This window comes from Bacillus horti, assembly GCF_030813115.1.
GTDB lineage: Bacteria > Bacillota > Bacilli > Caldalkalibacillales > JCM-10596 > Bacillus_CH > Bacillus_CH horti.
Genome location: NZ_JAUSTY010000007.1, coordinates 17,365 through 38,261 on the forward strand (window position 1 = coordinate 17,365; position 20,897 = coordinate 38,261).

Here is a 20,897-nt window from a genome sequence, read left to right on the forward strand (position 1 = left end):
GGATCAGAAAGTGCACCTCTGAGGAGATGAGCCGAATTGTTCACAGTCTTGATCATAAAGACTTGTTGAAGGCTAGGCTCATACGGGATGATCCCGTTATCAGAAAATGAGGGAAACAAACAGTCATTCTGTTTGTTTAATCAGAGTGGAACCGCGGGAATAGACCGTCTCTGTGCATAATGTATGGAGGCGGTCTTTTTGTTTGCGGTTATTTCGTTCATGGGAAGGATATAGATAAGGTAAGGAGGCTAGATGATGTGGAAGAAGATGAAACAGGACATTCAAGCTGTTTTCGACCGAGATCCAGCGGCTAGGAGCACTTTGGAAGTAATTTTAACTTATTCTGGACTACATGCCGTATGGTTTCATCGAGTAGCCCATGCTTTGTACAAACGTAGACTGTTCTTTCTAGCTCGTTGCCTGTCACAAATCAGCAGGTTTTTAACGGGAATTGAAATTCATCCTGGAGCTAGGATTGGTAGAGGTCTTTTCATAGATCATGGAATGGGAGTTGTCATCGGGGAAACGTGTGAAATTGGGGATTACGTCACCCTTTTTCAAGGAGTAACCCTCGGAGGAACAGGGAAGGAAAAAGGCAAGCGGCATCCTACGATAGAGGATAATGTGTTGATTGCTTCAGGAGCAAAGGTATTAGGCTCCTTTACGATTGGTAAGAATTCGAAAATTGGAGCCGGATCTGTGGTTCTTAGGGAGGTTCCTCCCAACTCGACAGTGGTTGGTATTCCAGGGAGAGTGGTTGCGCAGGATGGACATCGTGTGGCTTCAGATTTAGACCAAGTAAACCTGCCTGATCCTCTGGCGGATAAGCTGAGACAGATGCAAGAAGAAATAAATGAGCTAAAGCAAGAGCTTAATCAATGGCGGAAAGGAATAGAAAAAGATGTCCATAAGGATTTATAACACATTAACACGAAAAAAAGAGGAGTTTGTTCCCTTAGAGCCTGGGAAGGTCAAAATGTACGTCTGTGGCCCAACGGTTTATAACCATATCCATATAGGGAATACGAGACCAGCTATCTTTTTTGATACGGTTAGACGTTACCTGATTTATAAAGGATATGATGTTCAATTTGTCTCTAATTTTACGGATGTGGATGATCGCATCATACAAGCTGGAATTGAGCAAGGCATTAGTGCTCAGGAGGTGGCAGAGCTTTATATTGACTCTTACCACTCATATACGTCGAAGCTTGGCGTACAAAAAGCGGATGAGCATCCTAGAGTGACAGAAAACATGAATGAAATTGTTGATTTTATTGATCAGCTTGTTCAGAAAGGGATCGCTTATGAAGCGAATGGAGACGTGTATTACCGTACGAACCACTTTGACGATTATGGCAAGCTATCTCATCAGAAGACGTCAGAGCTTTTTGAAGGTGTACGAATAGGTGTTGGAGAGGCAAAGGAATCACCTACGGATTTTACGCTTTGGAAAAAAGCAAAGCCACAGGAGGTTTCTTGGGATAGCCCATGGGGGCAAGGACGCCCTGGCTGGCATATTGAGTGCTCATCCATGATTCGTAAATACCTTGGTGATACGATTGATATTCATGGGGGAGGAATTGATCTAGTTTTTCCTCATCATGAAAACGAAATTGCTCAGACGGAAGCGTTAACCGAAAAGCCCTTAGCTAACTATTGGATGCACAACGCGATGCTTAACATAGATAATCAGAAAATGTCTAAGTCGTTAGGGAATTTTGTGCGAGTAAATGATGTGCTTGCTCAGCATGATCCGCAGGTGGTTCGGTTTTTTATGCTAAGTGGACAATATCGTAGTCCGATTAATTTTAGCGACCTGCTATTAGATCAAGCAAGTAACGGCTTTGACCGGCTAAAGACAGTGGTTGCTAATCTCGCACATCGTTTTAAAACGGCATTAGATACAGACGTATCCGAGGAACAGCTAGAGCAGCTTGGGAAGTGGAAGGCAGCGTTTGAGGAAGCGATGAATGATGATTTTAACACGGCGGCGGCCATTAGTGTGCTCTTTGAATTAACAAGAGAAATCAATACCGTGTTGCAGGAGGAAAGTGCACCATTAAAGCTATTGCAGCAGTATCATACAACATTGCTTACGCTTGCTGGTGTTCTAGGAATTGTGCTTGCCGAAGAGCCGGAGCTTTTGGATGCGGACATCGAACAGCTTATCGAGGAGCGTCAACAAGCTCGCCGAGAGCGAAATTTTGCTCGAGCTGATGAAATTCGAGATCAATTGAGTCAGCAGGGAATTATTTTAGAGGATACTCCTCAGGGAATGCGCTGGCGTAGAAAATGAGTGAGATGATTAACCAAAAGCTACCAAAGGATCCGTTTCAGTATAACGGTTTAGCACTGGCCTATATGGGAGATGCCGTTTATGAGATTTATGTTAGGAGGCATCTTCTGCATCTGGGAGGGACAAAGGCTCATATGCTTCATGTGCAGGCCACAAGCTATGTGTCAGCAAAGGCTCAGGCCCATGTTCTGGCTGATATTCTTGAACGGGGTTGTTTAACAGAACGAGAGCTTGATGTGGTTAAGCGTGGTCGCAATGCCAAGAGTGGGACAAGTCCAAAGAATACGGAGCTAAAAATCTATCGTCAAAGCACAGCGTTTGAAAGTTTAATCGGCTATCTCTATTTAATGGATCAGAACGATCGTTTAGAGGAAATCATTAGCATGGCATTTTCAATACTTGAAGGGAAAGGGGAGGCAGGACATGAGTGAGGAATGGATTGGGGGGAAGAACCCCATATTAGAAGCGCTTCGTGCAGAACGTCCAATCAATAAAATTTGGGTCGCAGAAAACTCGGTTCAGGGAGCAATGAAGGAGCTGTTGCAACTTGCCAAAGCTCAAAATATTGTGGTTCAAAACGCACCTAAGAAGAAATTGGATCAATTGGCTGGAGAGATTACTCATCAAGGTGTGCTCGCTTCGGTGGCTGCTTATGAATATGCGGAGATTGATGATCTTTTTGCTCGGGCCAAGGAAAAGAATGAAGATCCGTTTTTCTTAATCTTAGACGAAATCGAGGATCCTCATAATCTTGGTTCGATCCTGCGTACAGCAGACGCAACGGGAGTGCATGGCGTAATTATTCCTAAGCGTAGAGCTGTGGGCTTAACGGCAACGGTGGCGAAGGCATCGGCTGGAGCGATTGAATATGTCCCTGTAGCACGTGTAACAAATATTGCCCAAACGATAGATGAACTGAAGGACAGAGGGGTATGGATTGCAGGTACAGACGCGCAAGGGAAAGAGGATTATCGACAGGCTACTTTCGGTCTGCCTATTGCTCTAGTGATAGGAAGTGAAGGAAAAGGTATCGGAAGGTTAATTTTAAAGAAATGTGACTTTACCATTCAGCTTCCACTCGTTGGTCACGTGAACTCCTTAAATGCTTCTGTGGCAGCATCAGTTCTGATGTATGAGGTGTTTCGCCGCCGGAATCCCGTGGCCTAAGGGGGGGCCGTCTTGGAAGAGGTTCTAGTGGTTGACGGTTATAATATTATTGGGGAAGCGTTCAGCACCAGTGTCCTTGAAGAAAATGACCTAGAAAAAGGCCGAGACTGGCTGATTGAAAAGCTAGCTGAGTATCAGGGCTTTACGGGAACGAAGGTGTATCTCATTTTTGATGCTCATATGGTCCAGGGGATAGGGAAAAAGCTGAAGCAGAAGAGGCTAGAGATTATTTTTACGAAGGAAAATGAGACGGCTGATGAACGGATAGAAAAACTGGTCAGAGAGATCAAAAGGGTACAGCGTAGAATCTATGTCGCTACGTCAGATCATACTGAGCAGTGGGTTGTATTCGGGCAAGGAGCGCTACGTAAGTCGGCCAGAGAGCTACTTATAGAGCTTAATCAAGTAGAAGGAAAGATTAAGCACACGGTGCAAGAGAAGTACAAGGATAAGCCTAAAAGTAAATTTCCGCTTAATCCGGAGATGGCAGAACTTTTCGAAAAATGGCGAAGAGGCAAATAACCTGCTGTTGACGCTTTTGAGGCTCTTCATGTATAATGTCCTTACTATTGGTCGCTTAGTTCGGGGGGATAAGGGTGAATCTAGATTACCAAGTGGCAACTCATGTAGAGTTTGAACGTTTGCCTGATGAAGAGCTTGTGGAGCTTGTGAGAGATGGAGATTTAGATGCCTTAGAGTATTTGATTCACAAATATAAGAATTTCGTGCGGGCTAAAGCTAGATCTTATTTCCTAATAGGTGCGGATCGAGAGGATATTGTGCAGGAAGGAATGATTGGGTTATACAAATCCATTCGTGACTTTAAAGAGGACAAGCTTTCTTCTTTCAAGGCATTTGCCGAACTGTGCATTACGCGTCAAATCATTACCGCTATTAAGACGGCTACAAGGCAAAAGCACATCCCTCTTAACTCTTACGTTTCTCTAGATAAACCAATTTATGATGAAGAATCAGATCGAACCTTACTCGATATTTTGTGTGGGACGAAAGTCACAGACCCTGAGGAACTGATTATTAATCAGGAGGAATTCGACGACATTGAAATCAAGATGGGTGAAATTCTAAGTGAGCTAGAAAGAGAAGTGCTGATGCTGTATTTAGATGGCAGGTCCTATCAGGAAATTGCTTTTGACCTTAATCGTCATGTTAAATCGATTGATAATGCCCTGCAGAGAGTGAAGCGTAAGCTAGAGAGGTACTTAGAAATTCGAGAAGTTTCCCTGTAATGATTTATGAACGATGGATGCATATATAGGGCGGCTAAGCTCACTCTAAAACTCTGTACAAAAGGTGAGCTGCTAGATTAAGAGAATATCTTTGAACCGGGCTATAATCATCTGGAACGAACACAAAATAAAAGGTAGGTAAAAGGTGCTCCAAATGGGAGTGGGATCATCTTTTAGCTGCCTTTTCTCGTTTAGGAGAGATGGCCCTATTTTAAGAAAGTATGTGATGGTAGTAAATTGGCTAGAATAAACTCTATGACCCTCTATTGGATGAATTGACAGGGCGTATGCGGTGTGATAAAGTATGTGGGTAGCCATGCGTCAACTGCGCATAGTTTTTTTCATTGTGTTTGAAAAACTTGGTTTGTCGCCAAGTACGGATGGCGAAAGCTTAGTTTTTCTTATACTATCGACCTGTAGATTTAATCATCTTCTGATAGTATAAAAAAAGCTACTGTCTATGATAGAAATGGAAGATAGAATCAACATAGAGGGGGTGTCTACATGCGCGTGAACGTTACTTTAGCTTGCACAGAGTGCAAACAACGTAATTACATTACAGACAAGAACAAGCGAAACAATACAGAGCGTATTGAAATGAAAAAGCATTGCAAATTCTGCAACAGTCACACTTTACATCGTGAAACTAAATAGTCTATAGCTTATTGAAAGAAAGTAAGCCTACCAATTGAAGCTGTTTGCTCGTGTATGTATTAGTATGGAGGTGGCGTTATGGGATTCTTATCAAAGATTGGGAATGGATTTAGAAAATCAGCTCATTTCTTCCGTGATGGATGGCTAGAGTTGAAAAAAGTCCGCTGGCCTAATCGTAAGGAATTAGTGAGCTATACGCTCGTCGTTTTAACAACTGTTGTACTTATAGCAATCTTCTTTACGATCATTGATAGTGGATTATCTGAGCTTTTAAGAGTCATTTTAGGTTAAATCTTGTCTTAAACTAACGCTAGGGGGGAAGGGACAAACGGTCCCATTTTATAATGGAAAAAAGATGGTATGTTGTCCATACTTACTCTGGGTATGAAAACAAAGTTAAAGCAAACCTTGAGATGCGCGTCGAATCGATGAAGATGACGGACAAGATCTTTCGTGTGCTCGTCCCTCAGGATGAAGAGACGGAAATCAAAGATGGCAAAAAGAAAACCGTTATGAAAAAGAAGTTCCCTGGCTACGTGCTGGTAGAAATGATCATGACAGATGATTCATGGTATGTCGTACGTAACACTCCAGGAGTAACTGGATTTATCGGTTCCTATGGCGGCGGATCAAAGCCAACTCCCCTATTACCGGAAGAAGTAACTTCTCTCTTGAAGCAAATGGGTGTTGAAGAAGCCCGCATCAAGGTTGATTTTGCTCTTCACGAAAACGTGAAGGTGAAGGAAGGCCCTTTTGCCAACTTTATTGGTATGATTGAGGAAATTTCTGATGAGAAGCAAAAGGTGAAGGTGCGAGTCAATATGTTTGGCCGCGAAACCCCGGTTGAGCTTGATTTTTCTAAAATTGAGAAAGTCTAACGTATAGAAGCACGGTTTGATCTTTACCAGGTCAGTATTCATCATGTTTTTCGTAAAAAAAGATTTGAAAGTTATTTGAAACTATGATAACTTTATTATGTTAATCTCTCGGAAGCTTATTTGGCGCTGTAAGGCGCTTTGATACAGATTATGAGAGTGGCTTTAGCAAACGGCTAAAGAATAGAGTGGGAGGGTGTAAAACCCGTTAACCACATCACGGACTAAGGAGGTGTGTCGCGTGGCGAAAAAGGTCATTAAAATCGTAAAACTTCAAATTCCAGCTGGGAAAGCGAATCCGGCTCCACCAGTAGGACCTGCACTAGGTCAAGCTGGTATTAATATCATGGGATTTTGTAAAGAATTTAACGCTCAAACGTCTGACAAAGCGGGTCTAATTATACCGGTTGAAATTACCGTATTTGAAGACCGTTCATTTACATTTATCTTAAAGACTCCGCCTGCTGCTGTCTTATTAAAGAAGGCTGCTGGTATTGAGTCTGGTTCTGGTGAACCAAACAAAAAGAAGGTTGCTACGGTAAAGCGTGATAAAGTACGCGAAATCGCGGAAGCGAAAATGCCAGATCTAAATGCAGCCAGCGTTGAAGCTGCGATGCTTATGGTTGAAGGTACTGCTCGTAGCATGGGAATCGTTATTGAAGACTAAGAAGCAAGCAAAGAGGTTAGTTTGGTGAAGGGATAAGGCTCCCGGTGTCCAGTATCTAACCTCTAAAACGTGGGAGGTTTAACCGCTAACACCACAAGGAGGTAAAGGAAATGGCGAAAAAAGGTAAAAAATATCAAGAAGCTGCCAAGCTAGTTGATCGCGAAACATCTTATGATCCAACAGAAGCGATTGAGCTAGTGAAAAAAGCAGCATCTGCTAACTTTGATGAAACGATTGAGGTAGCTGCTCGTTTAGGAGTAGACCCAAAGAAAGCGGATCAACAGATTCGTGGAGCAGTCGTTTTACCACATGGTACTGGTAAAGTTCAACGCGTGCTTGTGTTCGCAAAAGGTGAAAAGGCTAAAGAAGCTGAAGCAGCTGGTGCAGATCACGTTGGGGACGAAGATTTAATCAACAAAATTAATCAAGGCTGGTTCGATTTTGATGTTGTTGTAGCTACTCCAGATATGATGGCTCAAGTTGGTAAGCTTGGACGTGTTTTAGGACCTAAAGGCTTAATGCCAAACCCTAAAACAGGAACAGTTACATTCGATATCACAAAAGCGATTAATGAGATTAAAGCTGGTAAGGTAGAATATCGTGTTGACCGTAACGGAAACATTCACGTTCCAATCGGGAAGGTTTCCTTTGACTCAGATAAGCTAGCTGATAACCTAGCAACAATCGTGAATACGTTAATCAAAGCTAAGCCACCAGCAGCAAAAGGTGTTTACATGCGTAATGTATCCATCAGCTCTACAATGGGTCCTGGTGTGCGTCTTCAAACAGCGAAATATACAGGCTAAGCAAAGCTACTATGATTTTCTCTATGGTTGCATTGACGCCAGGGTAAATTCATGATAGTATAGGCTTTGTGTTTAAAATAGCATATCAACTATACCGTAGACAGAGGGTGCTTTGGTCACAAAGCTTAAAATCCTTCCGAGGTTTTCATATTCTAGTGTTCTGTGTTTGACACAGATGAACTTGATGATGATCAGCCTTCGACTGTCTATGTCGAAGGCTTTTTCTAACGATAACGATACGGGATAGATGAAGATGAAATTGTAGGAGGTGTAAAAAATGGGCGTACGTGAAGAAAAACAACAGGTCGTACAAGAAATTGCAGCAAAGCTTCGTGAGAGCAAAAGCACAGTGCTTGTTGACTATCGTGGACTTGACGTAGGACAGGTGACAGAGCTTCGTAAGCAATTACGTGAAGCGGGTGTAGAGATGAAAGTCTACAAAAATACACTTTCTCGCCGTGCTACTCAAGAAGCGGATTTAACAGACCTAGACGCATTTCTAGTTGGACCAACAGCGATTGCTACTTCTGTTGAAGATGCCATTGCACCAGCGAAGATTTTACATCAATTCGCTAAGAAAAACGAGGATCTTGAAATTAAAGCAGGGATCGTTGAAGGTAAAATTGTAGATGTGAATGAGATCAAAGCGTTAGCTGATCTACCATCTCGCGAAGGTCTACTTTCTATGTTGCTTAGCGTGCTTCAAGCACCTGTACGTAACTTTGCGTTGGCAACAAAAGCTGTTGCTGATCAAAAAGCAGAATAAGCTTCAAATGGTTTGATTAAATAAAAAAATGAATCGATATATATCGATATTACAGGAGGATTATCATGTCTAAAGAGCAAATTATCGACGCGATTAAAGAAATGACTGTTCTTGAATTAAATGACTTAGTTAAAGCTATTGAGGAAGAATTTGGCGTAACGGCTGCTGCACCAGTTGCTGTAGCTGGTGGTGGCGGAGCTGCTGCTGCTGAAGAGCAATCTGAATTTGATGTTATCCTTACAAGTGCTGGAGCTTCTAAAATCAACGTAATTAAAGTTGTTCGTGAAGTAACTGGACTAGGATTAAAAGAAGCTAAAGCTTTAGTTGACGAAGCACCAAAACCAATCAAAGAAAAAGTAGCTAAAGAAGAAGCTGAAGAAGTAAAAGCGAAGCTTGAAGAAGCTGGAGCTAACGTAGAAGTAAAATAATTTTTCGTAGCCTACAATTTGACCCGCTGTATTGCACAGCGGGTTTTCATTTCAGGTGGAAGGATTCTTCTTTTTTATTCAGCAGTAAGGAGCGATACGAATGTCCGATCATTATTATTCTAAGCAACCTCAAACCTCAAGCCAGGAGGCCCTCCTTCATGTCCGCTTGAGAGATCAAGACCTACGCTTTTACACAGATCGCGGAGTGTTTTCAAAGAAAGGTGTAGATTTTGGATCTCAGCTCTTAATCGAGTATGCGGAGGTAGGAGAAGCAGCGCGAATTTTAGATGTAGGCTGTGGGTATGGTCCAATAGGTTTAAGCTTAGCCAAAGAATCTCCTGCAAGGCAGGTAACGATGGTTGATATTAATGAAAGGGCTCTACACCTATGCCAAAAGAACGCGGAACTAAACCAGCTGTCAAACGTAAGGATTTTAGAAAGTAATCTATTAGAAAAGCTTCAAGGTCAAACGTTTGATATCATTCTTTCAAATCCGCCGATACGCGCTGGCAAGGATGTGGTTCATGGGCTGTTCGAGCAAGCGGATGAAGCGTTGAACGATGGTGGAGAGCTATGGGTTGTGATTCAGAAAAAACAAGGCTCGCCGTCTGCTTTTGCCAAGCTAGAAGAGTTATATGAAAAAGTTGAAGAGGTTACAAAAAAGAAAGGATATCGTATCTTTCGAGCAAAAAAGGGGCAAAAAACATAAATATTGACTGGATTTCGGATTTGTGATAACCTTATAAAATGCCAATATAGATAGATTTTTAGAATGCCTTTTCTCTGTTTGTCAAGTAGATTTATGAAAATTGCAAGGTATGAAAGGTTTCAATTTCGGTAAATCTACAATAATAGAGCGTTAGTTTGTAAATGAGGTTACTATAACCCATTTTTTCTTTTTGTTTTCCGCAATACCACGTACGAGGGGTGAATGATGTGGCAGGTCAACTTGTTCAGTATGGAAGATACCGACAAAGAAGAAGCTACTCCAGAATTAAAGAGGTATTAGACTTACCGAATCTTATCGAAATTCAAGAGGCTTCCTATCAATGGTTTTTAGATGAGGGGCTAAGAGAGATGTTCCAAGAAATCTCTCCTATTCAGGATTTCACAGGAAATCTAGTTCTTGAGTTTATTGATTATAGCTTAGGTGAGCCTAAATACTCTGTAGAAGAGTCTAAGGAGCGTGATGTTACTTACGCTGCACCTCTACGAGTGAAAGTACGTCTCATTAACAAGGAGACAGGTGAGGTTAAGGAACAAGAAGTGTTTATGGGAGATTTCCCACTGATGACAGACACAGGAACATTTATTATTAATGGTGCTGAGCGTGTTATTGTCAGTCAGCTTGTTCGTTCTCCAAGTGTTTACTTTAGTAAAAAGATGGATAAAAACGGTAAAATGGGATATACAGCAACTGTTATTCCAAACCGTGGTGCCTGGTTAGAGCTTGAAACGGATGCTAAGGATATCATCTATGTGCGTATTGACCGGACAAGAAAGCTACCCGTGACCGTTCTTCTTCGTGCTTTAGGCTTTAGTAGTGATCAAGAAATTATTAATCTGTTTGGTGAAAATCAATATATGCGCAACACGTTAGAGAAGGATAATACCGACTCTACAGACAAAGCTCTTATCGAAATCTATGAAAGATTACGTCCAGGAGAGCCACCAACGATAGATAATGCAAAAAGTTTATTAGAATCAAGATTCTTCGACCCGAAGCGCTACGATTTAGCGAATGTTGGGCGTTATAAGATAAATAAAAAGCTCCATATTAAGAATCGCTTGTTTAATCAGCGTGTAGCTGAGACGCTTGCCGATCCTGAAACAGGAGAAATTATAGCTGAGACAGGTCAGACTTTAGATCGACGTGTCTTAAACAAGCTTATCCCTTATTTAGAAAACGGAATTAACCTGAAAAAAGCGCGCCCTAATGAAGGTGTACTAGAAGGAGATATCGATTTACAAAGCATTGATATCTATTCTCCAGCTGATCAGGATGATGAAGAGATCATTAAGGTTATTTCGAATGCCCTTGTCGATAAAAAGGTAAAGCATATTACACCTGCTGATATTATTGCCTCAATTAATTATTTTATTAATTTATTGCATGGCGTAGGAAGCACGGATGATATTGACCACCTTGGAAATCGTCGTTTGCGTTCTGTAGGAGAGCTACTGCAGAATCAATTTAGAATTGGTCTTTCACGTATGGAAAGAGTTGTACGTGAGCGTATGTCCATTCAGGATGCCAATGCGATTACACCACAGGCTTTGATTAATATACGTCCCGTGATAGCGGCTATTAAAGAGTTCTTCGGAAGCTCTCAATTATCTCAGTTCATGGATCAAACGAATCCATTAGCAGAGCTTACGCACAAGAGACGTTTGTCTGCTTTAGGACCTGGTGGATTAACGCGTGAACGTGCTGGTTTTGAAGTGCGTGACGTGCATCACTCTCACTATGGTCGTATGTGTCCGATTGAGACTCCAGAGGGACCAAACATCGGTTTAATTAACTCCCTTTCATCCTTTGCTAGAGTGAATGAATATGGGTTTATCGAAACGCCTTATCGTAAGGTAGATCATGATACAAATACAGTTACAGCACAAATCGATTATTTGACAGCTGATGAAGAGGATAATTTTATTATCGCTCAGGCTAATGCTCTACTAACAGAGGATGGTCGTTTTGTGAATGAGCAAGTTGTATCACGTTTCAAGGATGACATTCTAACGGTGTCAAATGAACGTGTTGATTACATGGACGTTTCTCCTAAACAGGTTGTTTCTGTAGCGACGGCGTGTATTCCGTTCTTAGAGAATGATGACTCCAACCGTGCTCTGATGGGTGCGAACATGCAACGTCAAGCAGTCCCACTTCTTATCCCGCGCTCTCCTATTGTCGGAACAGGGATGGAGTATAAAGCGGCGAAGGACTCTGGAGCTGCGGTTGTTTCAAAGCATGCTGGAGTGATTGAAAGAGTAACGGCCAAGGAAATTTGGTTGCGTCGTATCGCCACAGTAGATGGCAAAGAAGTACAAGGCGAGTTAGATAAATATCGCTTGCTCAAATATCAAAGATCCAATCAAGGAACTTCATATAATCAGCGTCCTATCGTAAGTGTGGGTGAAAGAGTTGAAAAAGGAGAAATCCTTGCCGACGGACCTTCCATGGAGAAGGGTGAGCTTGCTTTAGGTCAAAATGTCCTTGTTGGATTCATGACCTGGGAAGGCTATAACTTTGAGGATGCGATTATTCTTAGCGAACGTTTAGTTAAGGATGATGTGTATACATCAATCCATATCGAAGAGTATGAGTCTGAAGCCCGTGATACGAAGCTTGGTCCAGAGGAAATCACACGTGATATTCCAAATGTAGGGGAAGATGCCCTGAAGAACCTGGATGAGCGAGGCATTATCCGTATCGGTGCAGAGATTAATGATGGAGATATCTTAGTTGGAAAAGTAACTCCAAAAGGAGTAACTGAATTAACGGCTGAGGAGCGCTTGCTACACGCTATTTTCGGTGAAAAAGCAAGAGAGGTTCGTGATACATCACTAAGAGTTCCACACGGTGGATCAGGAATTATCTTAGACGTTAAAGTATTCACTAGAGCAAATGGAGATGAGCTTCCGCCAGGAGTTAATCAGCTTGTGCGTGTCTATATCGTACAGAAGAGAAAGATTTCCGAAGGGGATAAGATGGCTGGTCGTCACGGTAATAAAGGGGTTATCGCTCGGATTATGCCTGAAGAGGATATGCCTTACATGCCAGACGGTACGCCACTTGACGTCATGTTAAATCCTCTAGGGGTTCCTTCACGGATGAACATCGGTCAGGTGCTTGAGCTTCACTTAGGTATGGCCGGTAGAAAGCTTGGTCAACACATGGCTACTTCTGTTTTTGATGGAGCGCGTGAGGAAGACATTTGGTCTACTGTTGAGGAAGCGGGAATGGATCCAGACGGAAAAACAGCCCTCTTTGATGGTCGAACAGGGGAGCAGTTTGATAACCGCGTGTCTGTAGGGATCATGTATATGATTAAGCTGGCTCACATGGTCGATGATAAGATCCACGCTCGTTCTACAGGACCTTACTCTCTAGTTACACAGCAGCCATTGGGTGGTAAAGCTCAATTTGGTGGTCAGCGTTTTGGAGAGATGGAGGTTTGGGCACTTGAAGCGTACGGAGCAGCTTACACGCTTCAGGAGATCCTGACTGTGAAATCGGATGATATTGTTGGACGTGTGAAGACGTATGAAGCGATCGTTAAAGGAGAAAACGTCCCTGAGCCAGGTGTACCTGAATCCTTTAAAGTATTGATCAAAGAGCTTCAAAGCTTAGGAATGGATGTGAAAATCCTTTCCTCTGATGAAGAAGAGATTGACATGAGAGAGACAGACGAAGAGGAAGATCAGACGAACGAAAAGCTGAACCTGAATCTTGAAGCCAACGAAGCTAGTGAATAAGAGAACATATTGCGAAAAAGTAGGAGGTATGCTCCTTGATAGATGTCAATAATTTTGAGTACATGCAGATTGGATTAGCATCGCCGAATAAGATTCGATCTTGGTCACGTGGAGAGGTCAAGAAGCCAGAAACGATTAACTATCGTACACTCAAGCCGGAAAAGGAAGGCTTGTTCTGTGAGAAAATTTTTGGACCGCAAAAGGACTGGGAATGTCACTGCGGAAAATATAAGCGTGTTCGCTATAAAGGTGTAGTGTGTGACCGTTGTGGAGTAGAGGTTACTCGCTCCAAGGTGAGACGTGAAAGAATGGGGCATATTGAGCTTGCTGCCCCTGTTTCTCACATTTGGTATTTCAAAGGGATTCCTAGCCGTATGGGGCTATGCTTAGACATGAGTCCGCGTTCTTTAGAAGAAGTGATTTATTTTGCTTCTTATGTCGTGGTTGATCCTGGTGAAACACCACTTGAGAAAAAACAACTACTTTCTGAAAAAGAGTACCGTAACTACCGTGAGAAATACGGTCAAACGTTTAGAGCGGGAATGGGTGCGGAAGCGATTAAAGCCCTTTTACTTGATATTGATATTGAGAAAGAGGTTAACGCCCTGAAAGAAGAGCTAAAAACAGCACAGGGGCAACGTCGTAACCGTGCGATCAAACGTCTTGAAGTGATTGAAGCGTTCCGTCACTCTGGAAACGAGCCTTCTTGGATGATTCTTGACGTACTACCTGTTATTCCTCCTGAGCTTCGTCCAATGGTTCAGCTTGACGGTGGTCGTTTTGCTACGTCTGATTTAAATGACCTGTATCGTCGTGTGATTAACCGTAATAATCGCTTGAAGCGTCTATTAGATTTAGGGGCTCCTGAGATTATTGTTCAGAATGAAAAAAGAATGCTGCAGGAAGCTGTTGATGCGTTAATTGATAATGGCCGTCGTGGTCGTCCGGTAACAGGGCCAGGAAATCGTCCATTGAAATCCTTGAGCCATATGCTAAAAGGAAAGCAAGGACGCTTCCGTCAAAACCTTCTTGGTAAGCGTGTTGACTATTCTGGTCGTTCCGTTATCGTGGTTGGTCCACATTTGAAAATGTATCAGTGTGGATTACCAAAGGAAATGGCTCTTGAGCTATTTAAGCCTTTCGTGATGAAGGAGCTTGTAGCTAAAGGTGTTGCTCATAATATTAAGAGTGCCAAGAGAAAAGTAGAGCGCGTAAACCCTGAGGTATGGGATGTGCTAGAAGAGGTTATTAAGGAGCATCCGGTGCTATTAAACCGTGCCCCTACGCTTCACAGACTTGGAATTCAGGCGTTTGAGCCGACTCTAGTTGAAGGACGTGCGATTAAGCTTCATCCATTAGTATGTACAGCTTATAACGCTGACTTTGATGGAGACCAAATGGCTGTTCACGTACCGCTTTCTGCTGAGGCACAGGCTGAAGCTCGTATCTTGATGCTAGCGGCACAAAACATTCTGAATCCGAAAGATGGAAAGCCAGTTGTTACGCCTTCACAGGATATGGTATTAGGAAACTACTATATCACACTTGAGCAGGAGGGTGCTCCTGGTGAAGGAAGTACGTTTAACAACCCAGCTGAAGCGATCTCGGCTTATCAAAATGGGTATGTACACTTACACACAAGAGTAGCTGTACGTCCTAAATCATTAAACAAGCTCACGTTTACAAAGGAACAGGAAGAAGCCTTATTGGTGACTACCGTTGGTAAAATGATCTTTAATGAAATTTTACCAGAAACGTTCCCGTACATTAATGAGCCTACAAATGAAAACCTACAGGTCCAAACACCTGATAAATACTTTATTTTCGACAAAGGAGCCGATGTAAAAGAGTTCATTAAGAACCTAGACATCGTATCTCCTTGCAAGAAAGGCTTCCTTGGAGACGTGATTGCGGAATGCTTTAAACGATTCCATATTACGGAAACCTCAAAAATGCTAGATCGCTTGAAGGACCTAGGCTTTGCTTATTCCACAAAAGCAGGGATTACCGTTGGTGTATCTGATATCGTGGTATTGTCAGAGAAGAAGGAAATTCTAGAGCAGGCTGAAAAAGAAGTTGAAGTTGTTTTACGTCAGTATCGTCGTGGTTTGATTACTGAAGAAGAGCGTTATGATCGTGTTATTTCTATCTGGAGTAAAGCGAAGGATGTCATTCAAGCGAAGCTGAAGAAATCCTTAGACCGCTTAAATCCGATCTTCATGATGTCAGACTCAGGTGCTCGTGGTAATGACTCTAACTTTACACAGCTTGCGGGTATGCGTGGATTAATGGCTAACCCGTCTGGTAAAATTATTGAGATTCCAATCACATCAAGTTTCCGTGAGGGGCTAACGGTACTAGAGTACTTTATCTCTACACACGGAGCTCGTAAAGGACTAGCGGATACGGCTTTAAAAACAGCTGACTCAGGATATTTAACACGTCGTCTAGTTGATGTAGCGCAAGATGTAATTATCCGTGAAAATGATTGTGGTACTGACCGCGGTCTGACGGTAGCTGCCATTAAAGAAGGCCGTGAAGTTATTGAGGATCTTTACGATCGTCTTGTAGGGCGTAATTCATTCGAAACAGTGAAGCATCCAGAGACAAAAGCCGTTATTATACGACCTAATGAGCTAATTACCGAAGACATAGCTAATGAGATTGTGTCTGCTGGAGTTGAAACGGTACGTATTCGTTCTGTCTTTACATGTCGTACGAGACACGGTGCTTGTCAAAGATGTTATGGACGTAACCTAGCAACAGGAAATCAGGTTGAGATTGGTGAAGCAGTAGGAATCATTGCTGCTCAATCTATCGGTGAACCTGGAACACAGCTGACGATGCGTACGTTCCATACAGGTGGAGTTGCCGGGGACGATATTACACAAGGTTTACCGCGTATCCAGGAGCTTTTTGAAGCTAGAAACCCGAAAGGTCAGTCCGTTATTTCTGAGCTTGAAGGTATCGTGGCTGAAGTTCGTGAAGTGAAGGATCGTCGTGAAATTGTGATTCAGGGTGATGTTGAAACTCGGAACTACCCTGTACCTTATGGTTCAAGGCTGCGTGTGGCAGAAGGAGATAAGGTGGAAGCTGGACAGGAGCTAACGGAAGGCTCCGTAGATCCGAAGGAGCTTCTCAAAATCCGTGGAATCGGCGGAGTACAGGAATATCTATTGAAGGAAGTACAAAAGGTATACCGTATGCAAGAGGTAGAAATCGGTGATAAGCACGTTGAGGTTATGGTGCGTCAAATGCTCCGTAAAATCCGTGTTGGTGACGCTGGTAATACAAACCTGCTACCAGGTTCATTTATCGATATGCATGATTACGAAGAAGCTAACCGTAGTGTGCTCATTGATGGAGGGGTACCTGCTACCGCGCGTCCAGTATTGCTAGGTATTACCAAAGCATCCCTAGAAACGGATTCCTTCTTATCAGCCGCTTCCTTCCAGGAAACGACAAGAGTTCTTACAGACGCTGCTATTAAAGGTAAACGTGATGAACTTCTTGGCTTGAAGGAGAATGTAATTATCGGTAAACTGATTCCTGCAGGAACAGGAATGAGTCGCTATAGACAGGTTGATCTAGTGATTGAAGGTGAACAGCAAGGTGCTGAAGGCTCAGAGCTTTCTGAGGATCAGCTTGATCCAGTTGTAGCTGAGTAACCTTCATGTAGAAGGGAACTATATGTTCCATCTCACTCTTGATACGTTAGTGATAGAGGAAGAAGTAATGTAAGGTAACAAGCAGAAAGCACACGATTAATGAGGAAATATCTCTCATGTGTGCTTTCTGCCCTGTTTACCCATAAAAAAGCTTTAATAAAATATTGACATGGTACACAAGGAGATGCTACTATATCTTAGTGTGCTTAACGCCTAACTACTTTGGAGGATTTCTGAATGTCTTATGATAAAGTAAAACAGGCTAAAGAACGAAAAATCGGTTTAAAGCAAACACTGAAGGCTATTGAATTAAATGAAGCAGCAGAAGTGATTGTGGCCCGAGATGCAGATCCTAAACTTATTCAGAAGGTCCTGCAGCAATGTGAAGCCAAACAGATTCTTGTTTCGTATGTTGACTCTATGAATAAGCTAGGGCGGATATGCGGAATTGAAGTAGGAGCAGCTACGGTGGCTCTTAGAAAAGAGTAGACCTTACGTTTTTGTCCGGAATAGATTCGGGGCAAAAACTTTACTTTTGTACTAGAATGAACCACCTGGATCTGTGAGCATAAAAAACTTTGGAAGGAGGTGCGATGAATGCCTACAATTAATCAGCTAGTTAGACAAGGTCGTAAAGCAAAGGTTGAGAAATCTACTTCACCAGCTCTTCAAAAAGGCCTAAACAGCTTTAAAAAGGAGCAAACGGATCAAAGCTCTCCACAAAAGCGTGGTGTTTGTACACGTGTGGGAACGATGACTCCGAAGAAGCCGAACTCAGCGCTTCGTAAATATGCGCGTGTTAAGCTATCTAACGGAATCGAGGTTACAGCTTACATTCCTGGAATTGGACACAACCTACAAGAGCACAGCGTGGTACTGATCCGTGGTGGACGTGTTAAGGACTTACCGGGGGTACGTTACCATATTATCCGTGGTGCTTTAGATACAGCGGGTGTACAAAACCGTATGCAAGCTCGTTCTAAGTACGGAACGAAGAGACCAAAAGAAGCTAAGAAATAAGCTTGACACTTGGGCTACATCTAGAAGATGAGTCACAATATGAAGAAAAGGAGGGAAATCATATGCCTCGTAAAGGACCCGTAACGCGCCGTGACGTTTTACCTGATCCGGTTCACAACAGCAAGCTAGTAACTCGTTTAATTAATCGTATCATGCTTGATGGTAAAAGAGGAGTAGCGCAAACGATTCTATATAATTCCTTTGATTTGATTCAAGAGCGTTCAGGACAAGATCCAATGGAAGTTTTTGATCAAGCCTTGAAAAACATCATGCCAGTTCTTGAGGTTAGAGCTCGCCGTGTAGGTGGTTCCAACTATCAAGTACCGGTTGAAGTAAGACCTGAGCGTCGTACGACACTAGGACTGCGTTGGTTAGTTAACTATGCTCGTCTTCGTGGAGAAAAAACGATGGAAGAGCGTCTTGCTGCTGAAATCCTAGATGCATCTAACAATACTGGTGCAGCTGTGAAGAAGCGTGAAGATGTACACAAAATGGCAGAAGCAAACAAAGCGTTTGCTCACTACCGTTGGTAGGATGATCCCTCTATTGTCCTGCTGTAGATTTTGTACAGCTGGACAGAAGGGGTTACGTTTTATATAAAACTAATCATACTTATGGAAGGAGACATAACCAATGGCTAGAGAGTTCTCCTTAAAGAATACGCGTAACATTGGAATCATGGCCCACATCGATGCGGGTAAAACGACAACAACAGAACGTATTCTTTACTATACAGGACGTATTCACAAAATTGGTGAAACACATGAAGGTGCTTCTCAAATGGACTGGATGGAGCAGGAGCAAGAGCGTGGAATCACGATCACATCTGCTGCGACAACAGCTCAATGGAAAAATCACCGTGTTAACATTATTGATACACCAGGCCACGTAGACTTCACTGTTGAAGTTGAACGTTCATTGCGTGTTCTTGATGGTGCTGTAGCTGTTCTTGATGCTCAATCTGGTGTTGAGCCTCAAACAGAAACGGTTTGGCGTCAAGCTACTACGTATAAAGTACCTCGTGTCGTATTCGTTAACAAAATGGATAAGCTTGGAGCAGACTTTTTGTACTCTGTAGGTACGATTCATGATCGTCTACAAGCCAATGCTCATCCGATCCAGCTTCCTATTGGTGCTGAGGATCAATTCGAAGGAATTATCGATCTTATTGAGATGAAAGCTACTTTCTACGGAAATGATCTTGGAACAGACATTCAAGTGCGTGATATTCCAGAAGAATATATGGAACAGGCACAAGAGTATCGTGAAAAGCTTATTGAAGCAGTAGCTGAGCTTGATGAGGATTTACTAGAGAAATATCTTGGTGGAGAAGAGCTTACGAACGAGGAAATCAAAGCAGGAATTCGTAAAGGGACTTGTAACGTAGAGTTCTACCCAGTTCTTTGCGGATCAGCCTTTAAAAACAAAGGTGTACAAATCATGCTTGATGCTGTTATCGATTTCCTACCATCACCAATCGATGTACCGGCTATTAAAGGTACTCTTCCTGATTCTGGTGAGGAGACTGTTCGTGAATCAAGCGATGAAGCACCATTCTCTGCGTTAGCATTTAAGATTATGACGGATCCATACGTTGGTAAGCTAACATTCTTCCGCGTATATTCTGGAATTTTGAATTCAGGATCTTATGTCCTGAACTCTACGAAAGGCAAGCGTGAGCGTGTAGGTCGTATCCTACAAATGCACGCCAACTCTCGTGAGGAAATTTCTCAGGTTTACGCAGGAGATATCGCTGCTGCAGTTGGTCTAAAAGATACAACTACAGGAGATACGCTTTGTGGAGAGAAAGACCCAGTTATCCTTGAGTCCATGACCTTCCCAGAGCCGGTTATCAAACTTGCTATCGAGCCGAAAACGAAAGCTGACCAAGATAAAATGGGTATCGCTTTATCTAAGCTTGCTGAAGAAGATCCTACTTTCCGTACACAAACTGACCAAGAAACAGGTCAAACGGTTATCGAGGGTATGGGAGAGCTTCACTTAGACGTCCTTGTAGACCGTATGCGTCGTGAGTTTAAGGTTGAAGCGAACGTAGGTAAGCCTCAGGTTGCTTACAAAGAAACAATCAAAACTTCTGCTAAAGTAGAAGGTAAATTCGTACGTCAATCTGGTGGTCGTGGACAATATGGTCACGTATGGGTTGAATTCGAGCCTCTTGAAGTAGGTGGCGGATTTGTCTTCGAAAACAAAGTAGTTGGTGGATCTATTCCAAGAGAATATATTCCAGCCGTACAACAAGGTATTGAAGAATCTATGCAAAACGGGATGCTAGCTGGCTACCAAGTTATTGATTTAAAAGCTACTGTTTTTGATGGAAGCTATCATGACGTGGATTCCAACGAAATGGCGTTCAAAATTGCAGGTTCTATGGCGCTTAAAGCGGCTAAGAGCAAATGTAACCCGGTTCTTCTTGAGCCAATCATGAAAGTAGAAGTTATTGTTCCTGAAGAGTATATGGGAGACGTTATGGGTGATGTGAACTCTCGTCGTGGTCGTATTGAAGGAATGGATGCTCGTGGTAATGCACAGATCGTTCGTGCGATGGTTCCACTAGCAGAAATGTTCGGATACGCTACAACACTTCGTTCAAAAACACAAGGTCGTGGAACATACTCCATGCACTTTGATCACTATGAAGAAGCTCCTAAATCTGTGACGGAAGAAATCGTGAAAAAATCTACTGGCGAGTAAGCTAGAAAAGATTGTTTTTTAACGAACAATGTTATAAGCTAAGGGAGGATTCACTCTCTAGTAGAGAAGTGTTACTCCCTTTAGATAAAAATAAAAATACGATTCTCTTATT

At 42.6% G+C, this 20,897-nt stretch carries 20 protein-coding genes and 2 other annotated features (1 of these 22 running past the window's edge); all 20 genes read left to right on the forward strand.

Annotated features, from left to right (window positions below; all coding sequences use genetic code 11):
• Positions 1–175 (forward strand) — a binding site (T-box leader) (it extends 103 nt beyond the left edge of the window).
• 80 nt (positions 176–255) lie between these two features.
• Entirely contained in the window at positions 256–921 is a 666-nt protein-coding gene (epsC, locus tag J2S11_RS09465; RefSeq protein WP_307393956.1) for a serine O-acetyltransferase EpsC, read from the forward strand.
• Entirely contained in the window at positions 902–2,299 is a 1,398-nt protein-coding gene (gene cysS / locus J2S11_RS09470) for a cysteine--tRNA ligase (protein ID WP_307393958.1), read from the forward strand. Before epsC ends, cysS begins: the two co-directional genes overlap by 20 nt.
• Entirely contained in the window at positions 2,296–2,730 is a 435-nt protein-coding gene (locus J2S11_RS09475) for a Mini-ribonuclease 3 (RefSeq protein ID WP_472924669.1), read from the forward strand. Before cysS ends, J2S11_RS09475 begins: the two co-directional genes overlap by 4 nt.
• Positions 2,723–3,466: a 23S rRNA (guanosine(2251)-2'-O)-methyltransferase RlmB gene (rlmB, locus tag J2S11_RS09480; RefSeq protein WP_307393959.1), complete on the forward strand. Its 744-nt coding sequence runs from the start codon at positions 2,723–2,725 to the stop codon at positions 3,464–3,466. The genes J2S11_RS09475 and rlmB overlap by 8 nt, the downstream gene beginning before the upstream one ends.
• Before the next feature lie 12 nt (positions 3,467–3,478).
• On the forward strand, positions 3,479–3,988 hold the full coding sequence (locus J2S11_RS09485) for an NYN domain-containing protein (RefSeq protein ID WP_307393961.1): 510 nt from the start codon (positions 3,479–3,481) through the stop codon (positions 3,986–3,988).
• A 74-nt stretch (positions 3,989–4,062) separates the two neighbouring features.
• Positions 4,063–4,713, forward strand: coding sequence for an RNA polymerase sporulation sigma factor SigH (sigH, locus tag J2S11_RS09490; protein WP_307393963.1), 651 nt, complete (start codon positions 4,063–4,065; stop codon positions 4,711–4,713).
• 504 nt (positions 4,714–5,217) lie between these two features.
• Positions 5,218–5,367 carry a 50S ribosomal protein L33 gene (rpmG, locus tag J2S11_RS09495; protein WP_307393965.1) on the forward strand — a complete coding sequence of 50 codons (150 nt, stop codon included), beginning with the start codon at positions 5,218–5,220 and terminating at the stop codon, positions 5,365–5,367.
• Positions 5,368–5,445: 78 nt separating this feature from the next.
• A complete protein-coding gene (secE, locus tag J2S11_RS09500) occupies positions 5,446–5,658 on the forward strand; it encodes a preprotein translocase subunit SecE (protein ID WP_307393967.1) in 213 nt (70 codons plus the stop codon).
• Between the two features lie 53 nt (positions 5,659–5,711).
• Entirely contained in the window at positions 5,712–6,245 is a 534-nt protein-coding gene (nusG, locus tag J2S11_RS09505; protein ID WP_307393970.1) for a transcription termination/antitermination protein NusG, read from the forward strand.
• Between the two features lie 238 nt (positions 6,246–6,483).
• Positions 6,484–6,909 (forward strand): 50S ribosomal protein L11, encoded by a 426-nt coding sequence (rplK, locus tag J2S11_RS09510; RefSeq protein WP_307393972.1) that lies wholly within the window; start codon positions 6,484–6,486, stop codon positions 6,907–6,909.
• 110 nt (positions 6,910–7,019) lie between these two features.
• The gene (gene rplA / locus J2S11_RS09515) at positions 7,020–7,715 is read left to right on the forward strand and encodes a 50S ribosomal protein L1 (protein WP_307393974.1); all 696 of its coding nucleotides are present in this window, start codon (positions 7,020–7,022) and stop codon (positions 7,713–7,715) included.
• A 76-nt stretch (positions 7,716–7,791) separates the two neighbouring features.
• Positions 7,792–7,950 (forward strand) — a sequence feature (ribosomal protein L10 leader region).
• Between the two features lie 42 nt (positions 7,951–7,992).
• Positions 7,993–8,481 (forward strand): 50S ribosomal protein L10, encoded by a 489-nt coding sequence (gene rplJ / locus J2S11_RS09520; protein ID WP_307393975.1) that lies wholly within the window; start codon positions 7,993–7,995, stop codon positions 8,479–8,481.
• A 65-nt stretch (positions 8,482–8,546) separates the two neighbouring features.
• Positions 8,547–8,909 (forward strand): 50S ribosomal protein L7/L12, encoded by a 363-nt coding sequence (gene rplL, locus J2S11_RS09525; RefSeq protein WP_370875490.1) that lies wholly within the window; start codon positions 8,547–8,549, stop codon positions 8,907–8,909.
• A 100-nt stretch (positions 8,910–9,009) separates the two neighbouring features.
• Positions 9,010–9,618 carry a class I SAM-dependent methyltransferase gene (locus J2S11_RS09530; RefSeq protein WP_307393976.1) on the forward strand — a complete coding sequence of 203 codons (609 nt, stop codon included), beginning with the start codon at positions 9,010–9,012 and terminating at the stop codon, positions 9,616–9,618.
• A gap of 227 nt (positions 9,619–9,845) precedes the next feature.
• Positions 9,846–13,385: a DNA-directed RNA polymerase subunit beta gene (gene rpoB / locus J2S11_RS09535; RefSeq protein ID WP_307393978.1), complete on the forward strand. Its 3,540-nt coding sequence runs from the start codon at positions 9,846–9,848 to the stop codon at positions 13,383–13,385.
• 35 nt (positions 13,386–13,420) lie between these two features.
• Complete coding sequence (rpoC, locus tag J2S11_RS09540; protein WP_307393981.1) at positions 13,421–17,053, forward strand: DNA-directed RNA polymerase subunit beta'; 3,633 nt, start codon at positions 13,421–13,423, stop codon at positions 17,051–17,053.
• 237 nt (positions 17,054–17,290) lie between these two features.
• A complete protein-coding gene (locus J2S11_RS09545; protein WP_307393982.1) occupies positions 17,291–17,542 on the forward strand; it encodes a 50S ribosomal protein L7ae-like protein in 252 nt (83 codons plus the stop codon).
• Between the two features lie 108 nt (positions 17,543–17,650).
• On the forward strand, positions 17,651–18,073 hold the full coding sequence (gene rpsL, locus J2S11_RS09550; RefSeq protein WP_307393983.1) for a 30S ribosomal protein S12: 423 nt from the start codon (positions 17,651–17,653) through the stop codon (positions 18,071–18,073).
• 62 nt (positions 18,074–18,135) lie between these two features.
• Positions 18,136–18,606: a 30S ribosomal protein S7 gene (gene rpsG, locus J2S11_RS09555; RefSeq protein ID WP_307393986.1), complete on the forward strand. Its 471-nt coding sequence runs from the start codon at positions 18,136–18,138 to the stop codon at positions 18,604–18,606.
• 100 nt (positions 18,607–18,706) lie between these two features.
• Entirely contained in the window at positions 18,707–20,785 is a 2,079-nt protein-coding gene (gene fusA, locus J2S11_RS09560) for an elongation factor G (protein ID WP_307393988.1), read from the forward strand.
• Positions 20,786–20,897 lie beyond the last annotated feature (112 nt).

Excerpts from the sequence above, each read along its gene's own strand:
- J2S11_RS09545 (WP_307393982.1), top strand. The coding sequence starts at position 17,291 with ATGTCTTATGATAAAGTAAAACAGGCTAAAGAACGAAAAATCGGTTTA.
- fusA (WP_307393988.1), top strand. The coding sequence starts at position 18,707 with ATGGCTAGAGAGTTCTCCTTAAAGAATACGCGTAACATTGGAATCATG.
- nusG (WP_307393970.1), top strand. The coding sequence starts at position 5,712 with ATGGAAAAAAGATGGTATGTTGTCCATACTTACTCTGGGTATGAAAAC.
- rplL (WP_370875490.1), top strand. The coding sequence starts at position 8,547 with ATGTCTAAAGAGCAAATTATCGACGCGATTAAAGAAATGACTGTTCTT.
- J2S11_RS09530 (WP_307393976.1), top strand. The coding sequence starts at position 9,010 with ATGTCCGATCATTATTATTCTAAGCAACCTCAAACCTCAAGCCAGGAG.
- J2S11_RS09475 (WP_472924669.1), top strand. The coding sequence starts at position 2,296 with ATGAGTGAGATGATTAACCAAAAGCTACCAAAGGATCCGTTTCAGTAT.
- rpsL (WP_307393983.1), top strand. The coding sequence starts at position 17,651 with ATGCCTACAATTAATCAGCTAGTTAGACAAGGTCGTAAAGCAAAGGTT.
- rplJ (WP_307393975.1), top strand. The coding sequence starts at position 7,993 with ATGGGCGTACGTGAAGAAAAACAACAGGTCGTACAAGAAATTGCAGCA.
- rplA (WP_307393974.1), top strand. The coding sequence starts at position 7,020 with ATGGCGAAAAAAGGTAAAAAATATCAAGAAGCTGCCAAGCTAGTTGAT.
- epsC (WP_307393956.1), top strand. The coding sequence starts at position 256 with ATGTGGAAGAAGATGAAACAGGACATTCAAGCTGTTTTCGACCGAGAT.
- secE (WP_307393967.1), top strand. The coding sequence starts at position 5,446 with ATGGGATTCTTATCAAAGATTGGGAATGGATTTAGAAAATCAGCTCAT.
- rpsG (WP_307393986.1), top strand. The coding sequence starts at position 18,136 with ATGCCTCGTAAAGGACCCGTAACGCGCCGTGACGTTTTACCTGATCCG.
- rpmG (WP_307393965.1), top strand. The coding sequence starts at position 5,218 with ATGCGCGTGAACGTTACTTTAGCTTGCACAGAGTGCAAACAACGTAAT.
- cysS (WP_307393958.1), top strand. The coding sequence starts at position 902 with ATGTCCATAAGGATTTATAACACATTAACACGAAAAAAAGAGGAGTTT.
- rlmB (WP_307393959.1), top strand. The coding sequence starts at position 2,723 with ATGAGTGAGGAATGGATTGGGGGGAAGAACCCCATATTAGAAGCGCTT.